The organism is Pirellulales bacterium (assembly GCA_036267355.1).
Taxonomy (GTDB): domain Bacteria; phylum Planctomycetota; class Planctomycetia; order Pirellulales; family DATAWG01; genus DATAWG01.
The window spans coordinates 18,182-35,242 of sequence record DATAWG010000031.1 but is presented as its reverse complement, the minus strand read 5'-3'; the positions used below and the strand labels follow the sequence as shown (position 1 = coordinate 35,242).

14 protein-coding genes and 1 tRNA gene are annotated in these 17,061 nt (G+C 59.2%); 2 read left to right on the top strand and 13 right to left on the bottom strand.

Annotated elements, in window-relative coordinates:
- The coding region (locus VHX65_05280) for a DUF6444 domain-containing protein (GenBank protein ID HEX3997943.1) at nucleotides 1-635 on the bottom strand (635 nt) is incomplete at its 3' end.
- 116 nt (nucleotides 636-751) lie between these two features.
- On the opposite strand from VHX65_05280, the gene VHX65_05275 reads away from it, so the two are divergent.
- Nucleotides 752-1,684 carry a transposase gene (locus tag VHX65_05275; protein ID HEX3997942.1) on the top strand — a complete coding sequence of 311 codons (933 nt, stop codon included), beginning with the start codon at nucleotides 752-754 and terminating at the stop codon, nucleotides 1,682-1,684.
- A gap of 500 nt (nucleotides 1,685-2,184) precedes the next feature.
- On the opposite strand, the gene VHX65_05270 is transcribed toward VHX65_05275, so the two are convergent.
- Nucleotides 2,185-2,257, bottom strand: a tRNA-Phe gene (locus tag VHX65_05270).
- Between the two features lie 148 nt (nucleotides 2,258-2,405).
- On the opposite strand from VHX65_05270, the gene VHX65_05265 reads away from it, so the two are divergent.
- On the top strand, nucleotides 2,406-2,636 hold the full coding sequence (locus tag VHX65_05265) for a hypothetical protein (protein HEX3997941.1): 231 nt from the start codon (nucleotides 2,406-2,408) through the stop codon (nucleotides 2,634-2,636).
- 315 nt (nucleotides 2,637-2,951) lie between these two features.
- Here the strand turns inward: VHX65_05265 and VHX65_05260 are convergent, their stop codons facing one another.
- From VHX65_05260 to VHX65_05210, 11 genes are all read right to left on the bottom strand, one after another.
- Nucleotides 2,952-4,637 (bottom strand): HDOD domain-containing protein, encoded by a 1,686-nt coding sequence (locus VHX65_05260; protein HEX3997940.1) that lies wholly within the window; start codon nucleotides 4,635-4,637, stop codon nucleotides 2,952-2,954.
- Nucleotides 4,638-4,648: 11 nt separating this feature from the next.
- On the bottom strand, nucleotides 4,649-6,598 hold the full coding sequence (locus tag VHX65_05255; GenBank protein HEX3997939.1) for a PAS domain S-box protein: 1,950 nt from the start codon (nucleotides 6,596-6,598) through the stop codon (nucleotides 4,649-4,651).
- Between the two features lie 9 nt (nucleotides 6,599-6,607).
- The gene (locus tag VHX65_05250) at nucleotides 6,608-8,431 is read right to left on the bottom strand and encodes a response regulator (GenBank protein HEX3997938.1); all 1,824 of its coding nucleotides are present in this window, start codon (nucleotides 8,429-8,431) and stop codon (nucleotides 6,608-6,610) included.
- A gap of 27 nt (nucleotides 8,432-8,458) precedes the next feature.
- Nucleotides 8,459-9,625: a chemotaxis-specific protein-glutamate methyltransferase CheB gene (gene cheB / locus VHX65_05245; protein HEX3997937.1), complete on the bottom strand. Its 1,167-nt coding sequence runs from the start codon at nucleotides 9,623-9,625 to the stop codon at nucleotides 8,459-8,461.
- A gap of 32 nt (nucleotides 9,626-9,657) precedes the next feature.
- Entirely contained in the window at nucleotides 9,658-11,880 is a 2,223-nt protein-coding gene (locus VHX65_05240; protein HEX3997936.1) for a response regulator, read from the bottom strand.
- A 63-nt stretch (nucleotides 11,881-11,943) separates the two neighbouring features.
- Nucleotides 11,944-13,551 carry a CHASE3 domain-containing protein gene (locus VHX65_05235; GenBank protein HEX3997935.1) on the bottom strand — a complete coding sequence of 536 codons (1,608 nt, stop codon included), beginning with the start codon at nucleotides 13,549-13,551 and terminating at the stop codon, nucleotides 11,944-11,946.
- Complete coding sequence (locus VHX65_05230; GenBank protein HEX3997934.1) at nucleotides 13,538-14,173, bottom strand: chemotaxis protein CheW; 636 nt, start codon at nucleotides 14,171-14,173, stop codon at nucleotides 13,538-13,540. The genes VHX65_05235 and VHX65_05230 overlap by 14 nt, the downstream gene beginning before the upstream one ends.
- Nucleotides 14,170-15,489 (bottom strand): protein-glutamate O-methyltransferase CheR, encoded by a 1,320-nt coding sequence (locus VHX65_05225; protein HEX3997933.1) that lies wholly within the window; start codon nucleotides 15,487-15,489, stop codon nucleotides 14,170-14,172. Before VHX65_05225 ends, VHX65_05230 begins: the two co-directional genes overlap by 4 nt.
- On the bottom strand, nucleotides 15,486-16,046 hold the full coding sequence (locus VHX65_05220) for a chemotaxis protein CheW (GenBank protein HEX3997932.1): 561 nt from the start codon (nucleotides 16,044-16,046) through the stop codon (nucleotides 15,486-15,488). The genes VHX65_05225 and VHX65_05220 overlap by 4 nt, the downstream gene beginning before the upstream one ends.
- A 65-nt stretch (nucleotides 16,047-16,111) precedes the next feature.
- Complete coding sequence (locus tag VHX65_05215; GenBank protein ID HEX3997931.1) at nucleotides 16,112-16,582, bottom strand: response regulator; 471 nt, start codon at nucleotides 16,580-16,582, stop codon at nucleotides 16,112-16,114.
- An 86-nt stretch (nucleotides 16,583-16,668) separates the two neighbouring features.
- Nucleotides 16,669-17,061: a response regulator gene (locus VHX65_05210; GenBank protein HEX3997930.1), complete on the bottom strand. Its 393-nt coding sequence runs from the start codon at nucleotides 17,059-17,061 to the stop codon at nucleotides 16,669-16,671.

Genomic DNA, 17,061 nt, shown 5'->3' with positions numbered 1-17,061 from the left:
TCGTAGGCCCCGTCGAGACTGTCGGCCACTTTGGCACAAACATTGCGCAGGTGCCCGCGACTGACCGTCACGCCCACCACGTCGCGGAGGAATTTGCGGATCGTGGTGAACGAACAATGGCAACCTCCTTTGAGAAAGGCGACCAGCGCGGTCAAGCGGGGACCGATCAGCCCGGCATGGCGAATCGCCGTGGGAATCTCGGCATAGTGAACCTTCTGGCAGCAGGGACAAAAACCGGCGTGCCCGCGATGTTCGCTGATCTCGATGGGCGTGGCAACGATTTCCACCTGCTGGACGACGCGCGACTCAACCTTCCGCGACTGGAGCTTGCCGCCGCAGTCGGGGCAATGCGTCAGACAATAATCGAACGTATGGTCGATTTCGTCGGGAGCAAACGGGGTCCGCTCGTGCCGCGGATGACCGGGCTGCGCACCCCGTTTCCGTTTGCCACCACTGGCGGAGGCGGGACGCGGCGGCTTGATCAAGTCGCTGGAAGGCGGCTTGGAGGAATTCGCCGAGTTCTTCTTGGCCTTGGCCAACTCGGCTTCCAGAACGGCCAATCGTTGCTCCAGGCCTTCAACGTGTCGCTGAAGGACTTCGCAATTCGGGCACGGCTTGTCGGCGGGCTGCGTCATAGCGCCGCCAAGTTACCCGATCACCTACAAAACCTCGAATACCGATTTACCCAAAAATCCGTGAACGCTTACAAGATGACAAGCTGTTCCATAAATCGATCGCGCTGCCGATCGCCTTGGAGTTCTCTTCGGCCGACGCGATTCGCCACGCCGGAGTGGCCCGCATCGAGAGCCACTTGGCCAAGACGAAGGTGCGCTTTCAAACACGCACGATCGAACGCATCGTCGCCTGGGCGGGCGCCGCGGCCGAGCCGTCGGAACTCGCGAGCATGCACACGCGGCAGTGGCAACAGCTGAACGAGGTGCGGAGGTTGTTCGACGAGCAAGTCGCGGCGGCGGAGCGGGAAATGGCCGCTTTTCTCGCCAAAACACCCTATGTGCTGCTGCTCAGCGTGACGGGCATCAACGTCGTCTCGGCAGGGCGGCTGGCCGGCGAAGCCGGGCCGGTCGAGCACTACGCCTCGGCACGCGCCATCAAGGGGCGCGCCGGTCTGTACCCCTCGCGCTACCAAAGCGACGAGGTCGATCATGCCGACGGCGCGCTGGTGCGCCAGTGCAATCGGCAACTCCGCGGGGCGGCCATGCTCGTGGCCGAAAACCTGATCAAGTGCCATCCGCACTACCGTGGCTTGTCGGCCCTCTGGGCTCAGCAGAAGGTGGACCCGCGCGACCGCCGTTGCCGGATTGCCAACCGCGCGATGCGGATGGTCTACCAATTGGTCGGCGGGCGGCAAGTATGGCGCGGCCGCGGCGTCGACAGCGAATACCTGCTGGCCAAGTTGCAGGAGTTCCATCGTGCTCACCACACGCCGATCGAACAATCGATCCGCGATCTGAACGAAGCGTTTGTGTGGCTGCCCAAGTCGGCCTACGCCGACGAAGCCAAGCCGCTGAGCGAATGGGCTCGCCGGAAACACCGCGGTCCGCAAAGTATCGGCGAGCTGTTGATCCCCTTGCTGATTCGACTCGGAGTCGGCCGCGAAGAACTTGGAGTTCCCGATGAAGAAACGGTAGAATCGACTACGTCCGAAGCTCGGAGCTCTGGCTGACTCATCGTGCTGCCAAGCACACTGACAACATCGTCTTGACCCCGAGGGATATCGACGGAGCGCGAGCTCGGTCGAACAAGCCCGTAAAAAAAGCCTGATGCTCTGTCAGCGGTTCGAACGCCGGATGAGACAGTGTGGAGCCTTCGAGCTTCGGATATCTACCAGGGTGGCGAGACCGAACCACTTTCTGCTGACCGAGCGTGCGTGGCAGCCCGCGAGTCACTAGACGCCGAATTTACAAAAAACTACCCTGACGTAGTTGCGCTCAGCGTGCGCGCATCATCAACAACGCAAACTCGCCCATGACAGTGCTTTATAACCCTTTATAACCGGATACTTCCAGCACGCGAGCAACGCCGTCGCTGCCCGACCGACCCTCAGTCGTCGCAATTTAATCCTCGCTTTCGGCCCATCCGACCGTACCGATTTACCCGAAACTATTTTTTGGAAATTGCCGAAATTTACCAGAACGTAAGTCGTTGTAATTTAATGACTTATAGTGGACAGGGGCGGGATCGAACCGCCGACACATGGATTTTCAGTCCATTGCTCTACCAACTGAGCTACCTGTCCAAGTCTTTTTGTGGGCTAACGCGTTATTTCGCGTCCGGCGGCTTGCATCGCATACCGATGCTTGTACGGCTAACGGAGCAAAAACATCGCCCGACCGCTGAAATGGCCGGGCGACAAATCGAAGCCCCAAGCCACTGGCGCAACGACCATGACGACATCATCGGCGGGCAAAGCTAAAGTAACAAGCCGGAAGAGCGGCGGCAAGCCGGTCGATCTATTCTCGCGGCACCCGCGGGGCCACTGGTGCGAACGGGTGGCCGGTAAGCTGCTCTGCTTCATCAAGATCGCCCCGGACAAAGCGGGGGGCGCGGCATTGGACCGAGGAGCGCGAAAATCTCATTGCGAAACGCATTTCCGCCAACACGCCGCGGCGGGCTGACGCTCGAATATCTCTGCAACGCAGGGTCGGCCGAAAAATAACTTCCGCTTTTCGAACCGCACACCCTGCCCTCTCCCGCAAGGGGAGGCGGGTCTGTGGAGACGTTATTTTCCGGCCGAGCCTCAAGGACTTGTCGTTTGTGGACGTCTCAAATGATCCGACCAATGCAGGCCGATGGAAACGCGGGCGGCGTGGCTGCGTCTAATCTTCCTGTTGCTGAGTGAGCAATGGCGACTTTTTGGTCGAGCAAATGCCAAAGGCTATCAAAAGGAGGACGATCACAGGCCAGATCAGTCGCCCGCGGCCGGTTGTCAATCAGTTTGTTGCTTGCTCGCATGCGGAGCGCACCGCCGCCCAACTGATAGGCATACGGATCACCTGCATTTTTGACCGGTGTTGGCCGAGTTGTCGGGCGCTGCCGACTAAGATCGAATTGGAGCTTCGTTCCGATCTGCGAAATGCGGCAATTTGAACTGGGGACGCGGCCATGCAATTGACAATTTCCATTTTGTCGGCCGGACGGTCGAGCACAGGCGCTCCGACGATTGTCATGTTCATTCCAATGATCAATTCGGAAAACAGATCGTATGGTTGGCTGAAAAGCGTGCGATAACGGAGTTCGCGCTTCGTCGAATCGGTCTTCTGCTCAGGGGGAGATTCGTCCGGCAACGGCGATGAGTTGGTTCCAACCGCCAGCGAACTCAGGCTATCTCTGATCTGATCGAGAATGCCTTTTGGATCAGCGATGCGCAGTCGTTGGAATACTGCGTGCGGCCCAAGGTCTACCAAATCCCACGATTCCCATGGTCCGGCGGCGAGCCAACCTAAGAGAACTGCAATCTTCACCAATTCAACTTTCGACCGCAGGGGTTCCGCGAACTGAGCCGTGGCGTCGAAATCATCGAGCAAGTATCGGAGCGGCTGATAGATTTCGGGTGGCACAGACCATGCTTGCAAGAGGCGAGCCATGCCTGCTGCATGACTCATCGGAAACACTCGAGATTCATGCTCTTGCAGCGTCTCGTGGCGCTCCTGGCACTTGGCGACCAAGGCGTCGTAGAGCTGCGGGAAGATCAAGCCCAGCATGACTCGACCAAGGCCATGCATGCTTGCGGATAGGAACAACCCATTTTGAATGGCCGAATGCTCTCCTTGCGCTATCAAAAGATCTGCCGCCAATCCGGCGGCAATGGTGCGTCGCCGCGCCAAGTCGCGGTTCAACCAAGCGAGGTTGCCGGAATTGAGAAGTTGTGCGGCATGCATCGACAAGGCAAGCTCACCGATGCGACGATGGCCGACGCGAGGGATGGCCTCGACGAGATCCACGAGTCGGCTGCCGCCCGGCTTGAAGTGGCAACTATTTGCCAGCCGCAACACCTCGACTGCCAATGCGGCCTCGTCTTCGACGGCCGTGGCCAGCTCGCGCGAACTGCATTGCGGTGATTGCGCCAGTTGCGATACCTTCAAGATATTTTGCGACAGCGGGAGTATTTGGTCCACCTTGGCGAGATGCGTTTCGAATTCGCGCAAGGTCAGGGGCGCCGAGGCGGACGCCTTGTCTGCAGCGTCTGGCACGTGGACGGTACCGTACGGCGCACTGGCCGTGCCGACAGCGCACTGCGGCGCCGCCGTGCGGCGGTTTACGAGGGCGCGTAGCTTCGCAGCAAATGCAGAGTAGTCGACTGGTTTGAGGACAACGTCGTCAACGCCTCGTGTCAGCAGGTCCTTGGTCATCCGCGGATCGGAGAGCGCCGTCAGCACGACGACGAGCGGCCGGTTCGCTGTTTCTACCAGTTCGGACGCAAACGCGTGCCCATGCCGGTTTGGCATGCACAAATCCGTGACGACAAGGTCGTATGTGCCCGAGCACAGTTTCGTATCCGCTTCGTGTCCGTCGCCGGCCAGATCGCAAGAAAAGCCTTCGCCGCACAAAGCCCGGGCTGTCAGTCGGCGAACAGCGGCATCGTCGTCGACGACCAAGGCCTTTAATGACTGGCTCATGTCCGAACTCCTCAGTAAGTTCGCCCGGCAACGACGTCCAACTGGCGAATCTCGGTGACGGCGCCAACGTCGCCGCAGGGCAAAAAGATTTCAAACGTGCTGCCGCGACCGGGCTCACTTTTCACATTGATCGCGCCGGCATGTTGTTCGACGACGCCATACACCATCGCGAGGCCGAGGCCGGTCCCCTTGCCGATTTCCTTCGTGGTGAAGAACGGCTCGAAGATGTGTTCTTTGATGGTGTCGGTCATGCCGGGGCCGGTGTCGGCGACTCGGATAACGACATAATGCCCGGACCGCAACTTGAGGTGCGTCGGCTGAACTCCGCCATCGCTCAAGTGGAGTTCCGTTTCGAGGAACAATTTCCCTCCCTGGGGCATCGCATCGCGAGCGTTGATACAAAGATTGATCAGGGCCTGGCGGAGTTGGTCTGAATCGGCGAGCACGATCTCGATATCGTCGTCCACCGCGACTTCGACTTTCACATTTGGCGCCGCCAGCGGCCGGATCATCTTGGCGAGATCTTGGACCAACTGGTTGAGGTCTACTTCAGCAAGCTGAAGCAATTGGCGCCGTCCGAACCTAAGCATTTGCTTTGTCAGAACGGAAGCATGCTCGGCGGCCTTGAGCAGTTGTTCCAGATCTTGGAAGCGCGGATCGTTTTCAGCCAACCCTTGGATTGCAAAGGTGGCATGACCCTGTATGACTTGAAGAATGTTGTTGAATTCGTGGGCGATTCCTCCGGCCAGGATGCCGACGGCGTCCATCTTCTGGGCCCTTCGAAGCTGGTCCTCGCGCAGGCGAAGCCCCTCTTCGGTGCGGCGTTCGGTGGTTACGTCGATTGCGACGCCGCCGATCAGCAGGTTGCCCGACGAACTTTCGAAAGCAAAGCGGAAAGTCATCCAGAGTCGTTCCTCTCCGTCTGGAGTGGGCACCATCTCTGCTTGCCGCATCACCGTCACGGCGCTGGCGACCGCGCGGTCGTTGTCGGCCATCTGTTTCGCCACCGAGGGTGGAAAGATGTCGGCAACGGTTTTGCCTTCCACTTCGTGCAGTGTCCGCTTGAACACTTCCGTGAATTTCCGGTTGACATACAGGTATCTTCCTTCGCGATCTTTGATGAACGCGACCGCCGGGCCGTTGTCCATGAAAGCGCGAAACCGCTTTTCGCTGGCCCGAAGCGCATCATCGGCATACTTTTGGCGCGAGATATCGCGGATCAAGAGGGTCGAGAATGTCTTGTCCCGTTCGACCCAATGTGAGACGGCCACTTCCAGCGGCACGATGGTTCCATCTGCACATGTGCCATCGACGCGCCATCGCGGCGCGCAAGCATTCGCGGTCACCATCGAATGCGATTGAAACGCGGGTGTGCCGGAGGCGAATGACACTTCATCGGGTAGAAACTGTTTCACCGAGGTGCCAATAGCGTTGGCATGCTTACACCGGAAGATTTCTTCCGCGGCGGGATTGAATAGTGTGATAATGTGCTGGTCGTCGATCGCAACAATGGCATCCTGCGAAGAATTGATAATGGCTGCGAATCGAGATTCGGAGTCGGAAAGCTGGCGCTCGACGTGAACCTGCCGCAGCACACGCTCGACCGCTTCCGGAAGGTAGTCGAGGTAGTCGGGAGATTTGGTAATGAAATCGCGGACGCCCGCTCGCAGGGCCTCGACGGCCGTCGTCTCTTGGGTGTAGCCGGTCACGATGACAACGGGGACAGCGGAGCTTTGGGCCGTCAGCCGCTCGCAGAAATCGACGCCCGTGGTGCCGTCCGAAAGATGGTGGTCGAGCACGATCAGTTGGACATTTTCTTGTCGTAGGACTCGCATCGCGTCCTCCACCGTCGCGACGCTAATCGCGGCAAAGCCGCGGCGCTCGAGGCAATTGCGATGGAGCAATGCCGTGCCGTAATCATCTTCGACGATTAAAATCGTGCCTCGGTCGTCGTGGTCCATCGGAGATCCTTAGGCGCTCTCGGCAGCGAAGCTGACGGTAAGGTTCGGTTGCTGCGGAACGCACGCCGGCGCGCCGGCGGCGAGTGGTGTGTCGGCAAGAGCCGACAGGCTTACGAAGAATGTCGTGCCGACGGCCTCCGCAGACTCGAACCAGATCCGGCCTCCGTGGCGTTCGACGACGCGGCGCGTCAGCGCCAAGCCGATCCCTTCGCCCTGGGCGAGCGTGGGGTGCATGCGCTGGAATATCTGAAACACCTTGTTCGCATACGACGCGGGGATCCCCATGCCGTTGTCGCGGACGAAATATGTTTGCATTCCAGTTTGCGCGGGGTTTGCAGACTTCTCCGATTTCGCATGGAGCCCAATCTCGAGCCTTCCAGGCCGATCGGGACTTAGATAATTGACGGCATTGCCGATGAGATTTGCGAAGATCTGTTCGATCGCCGCCGGATCGCCCCAGACCGGCGGCAAATGCGACACGAGCACTTCAGCTCCGCGCCGACGGATCGTGTCGTTCATGGCAATGACAATCCGCTCGACGACGGATTGGACATCGACCGCCTGGCATTGAAACTCCACTCGTCCCACGCGGGAAAGCCGGAGCAGCGAGTCGATATTCGTGCTGAGTCGCTTGACGGCCGTCTGAATGAAGCGGAGAGCCTCGGCCATCTCTCCGTCGAGCAATGACAGGCAGCGAAGGCGCAGGTTTGCCGGCAATTCAGGTTCGGCGAGAATTTGGCGAAATTCTCCGCATGAGGAATTCAACTCGTTGCTGAATCCTTGCAAGTTGACCAACGGGGACCGCAAATCATGCGAGACGCTGTAGACGAACATTTCGTTTTCGCGGCTTTTGGCTGCCAGATCGTGATTCGCGGCGGCCAATTCAGCCGTTCGTAGTTTGACGCGTAGCTCGAGTTCGTCGTTTAGCTTCGCCTTCGCCTCGGCGACCTCGGCGTCGGCACGGGCTCGCAGCATTTCAACTTCCTTCGTCTTGAGCTGCTCGATTATTCGGCGATTCTCTTCTTGGAGGAGTTTTCGGCGCAGCAACGCTCGGATGCGGCTCTTCAAGACGGCCATTTCAGACGACTTGCCGACGAAATCGTCGGCTCCCGCTTCCAAGGCCTGGGTCAGTTCCTCTTTGTTCTCGCGGCCGGTGAGCATCAGCACGGCGATCAGATTATTCGCCGTCGTTCGCAATTCGGCGATGCGGCGGCAGACCTCGATTCCGTCGAGGTCCGGCATGACCAAATCGACGATTACGCAATCGAAGTCGACCGACGCGAGGCGATCCAGGCCCACGCGTCCCGTTGTCGCCCTTTCGACATGATATCCTTCCTGTTCCAATTCGCCGGCCAGATATTCCTGGTAGGTTGCACTGTCGTCGATCGTAAGAATGCGCGTGGCGCGAATGGGAATATCCGCGCCGCTGAAAACCGGCATTTTGTTCCTCGATTTTGTCAGCAGTGCCCGAATGCGAGCCAGCAAAATATCTTCGTCCGCCGATTTCAGGACGAAGTCGTCCGCCCCGCTTTCCAGCAGGTGCACTTCCGCGGTCTGGGTGTTCTCGGCCGTCAGGATCAGGATCGGCAGGTCGCGCGCGCCCGTACTGAGGCGAATCTTCCGACAGAGCGCATCGCCGCGCATACCGGGCAAGTAATAATCCAGTACGATAAGATCGAAATCCGCCTGGTGGATGCGTTCCATCGCAGCTTCGGCCGTGAACACCCATTCCACCGTCCAGCCATGGCGCGAAAGTGATTCCACCAGATTTGTCGCTTGCGTGCGTGAATCTTCCACAAGCAAGATATGACACGTCGAGTCGATGGGCTGCATGACATTACCTTTAACGAGCGGGTGTTCTTAACGACTTCTCGCGACGATGGAAGCATTGCCGGATGTCGGGGAAGCTTCGATACGGGTTATTTCCTGCAACCGCCGGCTGATCTTGTCAAGCGGCAACATTTCGTTGACGGCGCCCAATTGAGCGGCGGCTCTCGGCATACCATAGACGACAGCCGTGCTCGCGTCCTCCGCGATCGTATAGCCGCCGGCATCGAAGACGTCCTTCAAACCAGCCGCACCGTCGTCGCCCATTCCAGTGAGCAAGACGGCGAGCGCGGCGGGTCCGAGGCTGCGCGCCATCGATGCAAACAGGACGGTCGCGGAAGGCCGCTGGCCGCTGACCATCTTTCCGTGGTTCAGCATGAGCCGGCAATTGTCGATTTGAACGTGCCGATCTGCCGGAGCGACATAGACGAATCCTGGACGAAGCAGTTCGCCCGCCTTGGCCACCTTCACGGATAAGGCTGGAACCACCTCGTCAAGCCAGGAAATGAAGCCGTCGGAAAATCCTTCGGCGATATGCTGCACCAAGACGATCGGAAGCGGAAAGTCAGCATTCAATCCCGTCAAAAGTGTTTGCAGGGCGCCCGGTCCGCCCGTCGACGCCGCCAACCCCAAAACCGAAAAGCGAAGACCTTCGGCCGGCCGAGCCCGCGCTGAAATCACCGGCTTGAGGGGCCGTCCGCTGGAAACCAGTTCTGGCGCCGGCTTGCCGAATCGCAGTCCGCGATCGATCCGCTGGCGCACGACTTTCACGCGGCTCATCAGGGCCAGTTGCGTGCAAAGATGACCGCCGAGCCGGCGGTAATCGTCGTTGCTGGCTGCGATGGGCTTTTCCACGACCGCCAGCGCGCCGGCCCGAAGCGCACTGATCGAAATTCGCAGGTCGTCGGCTTCGACACTGGCGGAGACGACGACGATCGGCGTCGGGAGCTTGGCCATGATATGTTGCGCCGTCTCCAGACCGTTCATCCCCGGCAAACGGATATCAAGTGAAATCACGTCGGGCAAGACACGATCCAAAAGACGGATTGCCTCCTCGCCGCTTTTCACGCACGCCACGACTTCCAAACGCGGATCCGCCGCAATCAAATGCCGGAGCAACTCTTGCACGACGCTCGAGTCTTCCACGATCATGACCCGGGCCTTCGAATGGGCCACACATTTTGGCGCAAACGGTGTCATGCAATTCACGTCCATTTCTTTGCCGCGATCGGCTACAAAATTTGCTGGATGGTTTGCAAAAGCTCTTGATGGTCGAAGTCGCGCTTCACGATGTAGGCATCGGCGCCGAGCTTGAGCCCACGCTGTTGGTCGTCGCGACTGTCCATCGAGCTGACGATAATCACGGGCAGTGCGCTGAGGCTCGCATCCTTCTTGATCGCCTCGAGCAATCCGAAACCGTCCAAGCGAGGCATTTGGATATCGGAAATAACCAGATCGACATGTTCGGCGCGCAATCGACTCAGCGCCTCGATCCCGTCGATCGCGATGCGCACTTCGTAGCCGTGCGACTGCAAGATATTGGTTTCCAGGGTGCGAGTGGTGACGGAGTCGTCGACGACCAGAATCGTCGGCGATTGTTTCTCGACGGTTTCGTTTTTGAAACCGATCGGCAGGCGGGTGAATTTGGATCGCTCAATCAATTCGGATGGGTCGAGCACGAGCGAGATCGAGCCGTCCTCTTGCACGATTCCACCGGAAAAGTGAGCCGCTTGTGCCGCCGGCGGACCGATCCGCTGGATCACTGCATCCCGCTCCAACAGCAGCGAATCGACGGCTACGGCCATTCGGCGGGAACCGGATGCGAGGACCATCAGCACCAGGCTTTCGGCTTCCATTGCGGAGTCGGCGCCGGTCAACTCGAGCAACGTCCCCAAGCTCACGATGGGCGCCAGTTGGCCATTGAGCGAAACCATTGGCCGTCCTTCGAGGCTTTCGACGGCATCGCGATTGAGGCGGAGGACGGTTTCGATCCCGGCGAGCGGAATCCCGAACGTCTGTCCCTGGCACGAGACCAGTAATAGCCGGTGCGTGGAAACGGCCATGGGAACGGCGAGCCAAACGACGGTCCCGCCGCCGTCCCGTGGTCGAACCTCGATCCGACCTTGGAGGCGGGACACGGTTTCGTAGGCGATGGCGAGCCCCAGTCCGCGGCCTGACAGTTCGGTTATCGTGTCGCAGGTGGAAAAGCCGGGACGCACCAGAAGCTTCAGCAACTCCGCATCGGTCCACGCTTGGCCACTGGCATGCGAAGGCAATCCCTGCCTGGCCGCAGCTTGCGACACCCGCGCCACGTCGATACCTTGGCCGTCGTCTTCGACGGCGACGATCAATCGATTGCCGATGGCTTCAATGCTCAGCGCGATCTGGCCCAGCGATGGCTTGCCGAGGGCGACCCGTTGACCGGGGGGCTCGATGCCGTGGCTGATTGCATTGCGCAAAACATGCATGACCGTATCCTTGAGGGCTTGCAAGACGGCTCGGTCGGCCTCGGTCTCCATTCCGGCCATGCGAAATTCGAGATCCTTGTTCTCGCCATGCGCCAAATCGCGCATCATCTTGCGAAAGCCTTGAAACACGCTGGCGGCCGGCACCATTCGCGCCCGGCGGACATCTTGACGCAACTGTTCTGCGAGCAGCCGGTGCGACCATGAGTTCTGTTGCTGAAGCTGAGCAATGGATCGAACGCGTCGTGAAATTGAATGAAACTGATCCTCGAGCAGGCCGCGGCGCTCGTCGATGCACGCCGTCGTCGTCGCGCGCCGATTGCGGCGACGATGGTTGGCAGCAAAGTGCGTCGCGGCCGTTCGCCGCTTGTCGAATGCGGCGATGTCGCGTGCCAGGCGCTGCATTTCTCGGGCCAGCACTTCTTGCTGTCGGCTTGCCGTCACGAGTTGCGCACTGGATTGCAGCAAGCGGTCGAGACTTTCGGCGCTAAGCCGTACGCTTTCGACGGGCCGCGGCGCGGCATGCTGCCCCGACTCTTCAGGCGTCGGAGGCGGATCGGCCAATCGAGGAGCGGCGATCGATTTGTCGGGCGCGGGCGTCGCTTCGGCGCCGAGAATTCGATCGAGTTCTTCCATGATCCGCCGCGGCGGCTCCAATGTCTCACCGCGAAACGAGGCGGCTGCCGCATCCTCGATCGAGTCGAGCGTCAAACGAACGAGCCCAATAATCTCTTTGTCCAGCGCGGCGGATGAGCCTCGAATCCGAGCGAAAAGACTTTCGAGTCGATGAGCCAGAGATTCCACGATCGACAGCCCGATGATGCGCGCGGCCCCCTTGAGGCTATGCGCACAGCGAAAGGCTTCTTCGAACTCCGAGCCGTCAGGATCGGCCGAGGCCTCGTCGAGCCTCGTCAACGTCGCGCGGATTCGTTCCAGATGTTCGACGTGCTCGATCTGGAAGGCCGTCATTAGCTTCTGATTCAAGTCCATGCAATTACCCCACTAGCCGTGAACGAAACGTGCGGGCAAACGGCGCCGCGGTCGAGGTCAAAGTCATGCCAACTGATACTTGTTCACGGCGCCTCGAAGTTGTTGACTCTGGGCCGTCAGACTCACCATTGCCTTTTCCAACTGCACGGTGCTCGCCGCCGTTTGCGTGGCGGATTGGCGGATGTCTTGCATTCCCTTGGTCAATTGTTCCATGCCAATCTGCTGCTGGCCTGTGGCGCCGATGATCTGTTGAAAGGCGTCGACACTTTCCTGCGTCGTCGCGGCCATCTGCCGGATCGTCTGCTCGGTGACGTCCGCCTTTTGCTTGCCGGTTTCGACGCGCTTCACCGCTTCCTCGGTCAACATCACCGAGCTATTGATTCCGCGTTGAATCTCTCCGAGGATCGTGCGGACTTGCACGGTCGAATCCTTTGCCTGATCGGCGAGATTCTTGATCTCATTGGCGACGACCGAGAACCGGTTTCCCTGTTCTCCGGCGCCTGCGGCCTCGATGGCCGCATTGAGAGCCAGGAGATTCGATCGTTCGGCAAGATCATTGACCGTCGCGATGATTTCTCCGATGGCTTGCGTTTTTTCGCTGAGAGCGACGATGTTTTCGGCGACCTCTTCCACCTGTTGCCGGATGTCTTCCATGGTTCGGTTGGTGTCTTCGACGGCACTGAGGCCCGAAACGCTCGAGGCCGAGGTCGCTTCGGCCGCCGAGGCGACTTGTTTGGCGCGCTCGGCGATTTGTCCGCCCGACTGGCGGACTTCTTCCATGGTCGCCGTGATTTCTTGGATCGTGGCCGCCTGTTGCTTGGTTCCCGCCGCTTGCTGCTGGGTCGATGCAAGGATCTCGGACGCGGCCGCGTTGAGATTGTCGGTAACGGAGATCGTTTGTCCCGCCAGCTCCTTCAAGCCGTCGAGCATGCGGTTGAAGGCGTCGGACAATTGACGGACTTCGTAATCCGACGCTGCAGGCAGCCCGACACTGCGAAGATCGCCGAGCGCAACATTCTGCGACACCGCGACCACGTTCCGCAGCGGCTTGGAGATCGAGCGCGCGATCCACAAGCCCGCCAACTGGACCAGCACGACGGCGAGAAGGGTTCCAAAACCGATGGCGTATAACGTTCGCGTCGCACCCTCCTCCGCGGCAGCCGTGCGATGGGACAGGATGTCCGTTTCTTCCGCCCGCATGTCGGCGATGACCTTGCGAATCTGATCCATGTATGTCTTGCCGGCATCGTCGTTGACAACCGCCGAAGACGCGACGAATCCACGTTCCTTTTGCAACTGAATCGTTCTCGCCAATTCGGCGAATTTCAAGGCAATGAGCGATTCGATCTTATCGAGGTGGCGTTGATGGTTGGGATTGTCGAGCGTCAATTGGCGAAGATTCTGCAATATGTCGCCTGCGTTTGCGATACCCATGGTATAGGGCGCGAGATACTCGGATTTGTTCGTGATAATGAATCCACGCTGGCCCGTCTCCGCGTCTTTTACGGTCGACAGCAATGCTTCGAGTTCGGTGACGACTTGTTCGGTGTGTGTCACGGCGCGACCGTTGGCGATCAGACTGTTCATGCTGACATACGACAGGAAGCCCACGGCGATCAAGACCGCTAAGGCAAACCAGAATCCGGCGGCAATTTTTCTACCAATGGTCATGCTCAGTTCCTTCATTTTCAAGGGAGGTGGATTGAAAAGCGGAATGCGACATGAGTTGCCGCATGCTTAGAACGATCAATGATTCCGGCGTCACGCCTTCGACATAGCGCAGCGTTGGTTCTGCCTCGGTATCCTCCGGATGTGAGAGCGAAGCGATGTCGATCGCTTCGATCGCTTCCACGCGGTCGACCCGCAATCCGACTTCGAAGTTCGCATGCCGCAGCAAGATCACATGACCCTCGACGCGATCGTCGTTCGAAGCGAGTCCGAGCAAGTTCGCGGCATCGAGCACCGAGCGAATGTCGCCGCTCACATTGATAATGCCCAGGATCTGCTGGGAAGCACCTGGAACTGGCGTGCACTGCGAAAGTGGAAACACCTTGACGACCGCCGGCAATTCAATGGCGTATCGCTCCCTTCCGAGGAGGAATACCAAGACGCGACGCGTTTCGGTTTTCACGGAGTCGGAGGTCGTTCGCTGTGCGTAGGCCAGTTGCCGCTGGCGGTAGACTTCATCCAATTGCGATTCGCTTGCGACCGCGGCCCGATCCAGCGCCGCTTGGCCGTCTCCAAGACGCCGTTTGATCGAGTCCCAATCGAATTGCTTAGTGGTCGAGATCATAGGTATTTCACTTCTTCGAAGTGCATCCGGGTCAATTCGGTAAGAACGGAGGCGTCGATCCCCTCCACCGTCGGCATGACGGCGCGTCGGTCGATCGGTTCGAGTAGTCGCAGCGCGTTTCGGAAGCAGCGTTTTGCACCCGGCAATTCACTGCGCCGCTTCAGCAGCAGGCCGAGGTAATAATGGGCCAAGACGAAGCCGCGATCGAGGTAGATCGCGCGCCGCAGCGCCTTCTCGGCGTCGGAAGGCCGCCCCCGCTGTTGCCACATGAGGGCCTGTCGAAGATGTTCTTCCGGATTGAGCGGCGCGCAGGAAAGATGCTGATGAACTTCGTCCGTGCCTTTCCGTTCATCATCGAACGAGACACCGCCGGACAATTCATCGTCCAGAACGATAAGCGGTTGAGACCGGCACCCGTCGTGCCGCGCGACGTGCGTCGCCGGCGTCGCTGGCACCGTCTTGCGATAGATGACGGCATCGATGGTATTGATGGTCTCGAAATCCTGGAACAATTCGGTGTTCGACTCGGCATGCCCGACCACGAGCCATCCGTTGTCGGCCACACACCCGTGAAATTGCCGGATGATTCGCCGATTCGTCTCGTGATTGAAATAGATCATCACGTTGCGGCACAAAATGAGGTCCCACGAATCCAGGCGATGATGGAACGAATGGTACGGATGGTGAACCAAATTGTGGTAGTCGAACACAACGCCGCGACGGTACTCCGGGCGGATCATCCATTCGTTGCCGGATCGGACAAAACACGACTCTGCAATGTCTGCCGGCGTAGCGCGAAGTGCCCACTCGCCGTATCGTCCTTGACGGGCTTGAGCAAGAAACGCTCGATTGATGTCGGTTCCCACGATGGTCACGTCCCATTCGGCGACCACGTCGGGCCAGCACTGTTTCAATACGATCGCGATCGAGTATGGCTCCGCGCCGGTGGCGCACCCCGCGCTCCAAATCCGCAGCCGGCGAGTCGATCGGTTTCGTTCGATTAAATCCGGAAGCACGCGATCGCGAATCGCGTGGAACTGTTCCTCGTGCCGGAAGAAGAATGTTTCGCCGATCGTCAGTTGAGCAATGAGCAGGTCAAGCTCCGCTTCGCCGTTCTTGCCGTCGTGCAACAGAACCCAATAGGCCCCGCATGTCGACAAGTGCAAGACGGTCAGCCGTTCGGAAAGATGTCGGGCCAGCTCCATGTCCTGCGACCCGAAATAAGACAATCCGGTCGCATCGATCACATGCGCCTTGAGGCGTTCGAACAACGGATCGTTGAAGATGTCCTGCGGATTTAACGCGGCGTCGGTCATGAGGCGGCCTCCTGCAAAGCGTCGATGCGACGTTGTTCATCCGCGAGAAGGTCCGCCAGCCGCTCGGTTTCCTGGCTCAACAAGATTTGCTGTGGCGAGAGGATTATCACCACGCGATCGTCGATGATCGCCACCCCTTGAAGGCAACCGTTGCAGCCGTCGCGGTCGTCCAATCGCATTTTGGCATCGTCCGATACCCACACCACGCCAAGCACGCGATCGACTTTCAATGCGATCGGCGGCGGGCTGCCGCGAAGCAGCAAGATGGGTGTGTAAAGAGCGGTCGGTGCGTCCGGCAGATTGAAGAGACGAGGCAAGTTGACGACCGCCACCGCGGTTTCGCCCAGGTGCAAGAATCCGTCGAGAATCAGCGGCATCCGTGGCGGCCGCGAAAGCACCGATAGCGGCAGAACTTCTTGCACGGCCGCCAACGGAATCGCATACCGTTGCTGGCCGATGGACAAGATCACCATCTTCTCGCCCGCCGACGACGCAACGCTCGTCGTAGACTTGACCGACGAATCGACGTTGCGTGAGTTTCTGTCGACGGCTTGCACTGCTATTACTCCCCGCCAGTCTCGATCGTTGTTGTTTCCCGTGCGCGGCAATGTGGCTGCGACTTTCAGACGTAGCAAGCCGGACTAGGCGAGCGTATTCCGTCGTGAGGAACCGCCACGATTTGCAAAAACAGGCCCAGGCGCTTGATGGCTTCGACGAACTTGTCGTATTCAACAGGTTTGCTGATGTACACACTGCATCCGAGTTCGTAACATCGCTGAATTTCGCGAGGATCGTCGGTGGTCGTAAGCATGATCACGGGAATCTTCGCCGTCGATTCGTTTGCCTTGATCGCACTAAGCACCGCGGTGCCGTCGACCAATGGCATGTTGATATCCAGAAGCAACAGCAGCGGAGCATTCAGCTCTTGTTCACAATGGGGCCGCCGCCGTTGAACATAGTCGAGCGCCTCTTGACCATTGCGTGCCCGCACGATTTCGTTTGCAATGCCCGACCGCAGCAAGTTGCGTTGCACCAGATTGGCATGGCCATCGTCGTCCTCCGTCAGGAGGATTCGGAATGGGTGAGATGTCATCGAGCTCGCACCCGGCGGCGCGACGATCGGTTGGGCTGCGTTGGTGGTTGTTGGCGTCACGGGGCGGTCACTTTCATCAACAAGTGCTACTCTGCCACGGCAAACGGCTGCTGATCGAGCAATTCTTGCAAGAGCGGCGCGATACGGGCCCACACGTCGGCGCATTTGGGAACATAGTAGGCGCACAGGTTGTGACATCGACGGATCGTTTCGCCGTCGGTCTTACCGGTGAGGATGATAATCGGAACGTGCGACAGTTGAGGTTCCCCGGCCAGCAACTCGCAGGCGCTAAAGCCATTGCCGCCCGGCATATCGACATCCAAACAAATCAAATCGGGCGGTTGCTGACATGCCGATTTCAGCGCCGCCAAACCACTGTGCGCGACGCGAACATCGAACCCCAGCGCCCGGCATCGCAATTCGAGCACTTGCACGAGTGCCGGATCATCGTCAGCCACGAGGATTGTCTTGCTATTCAT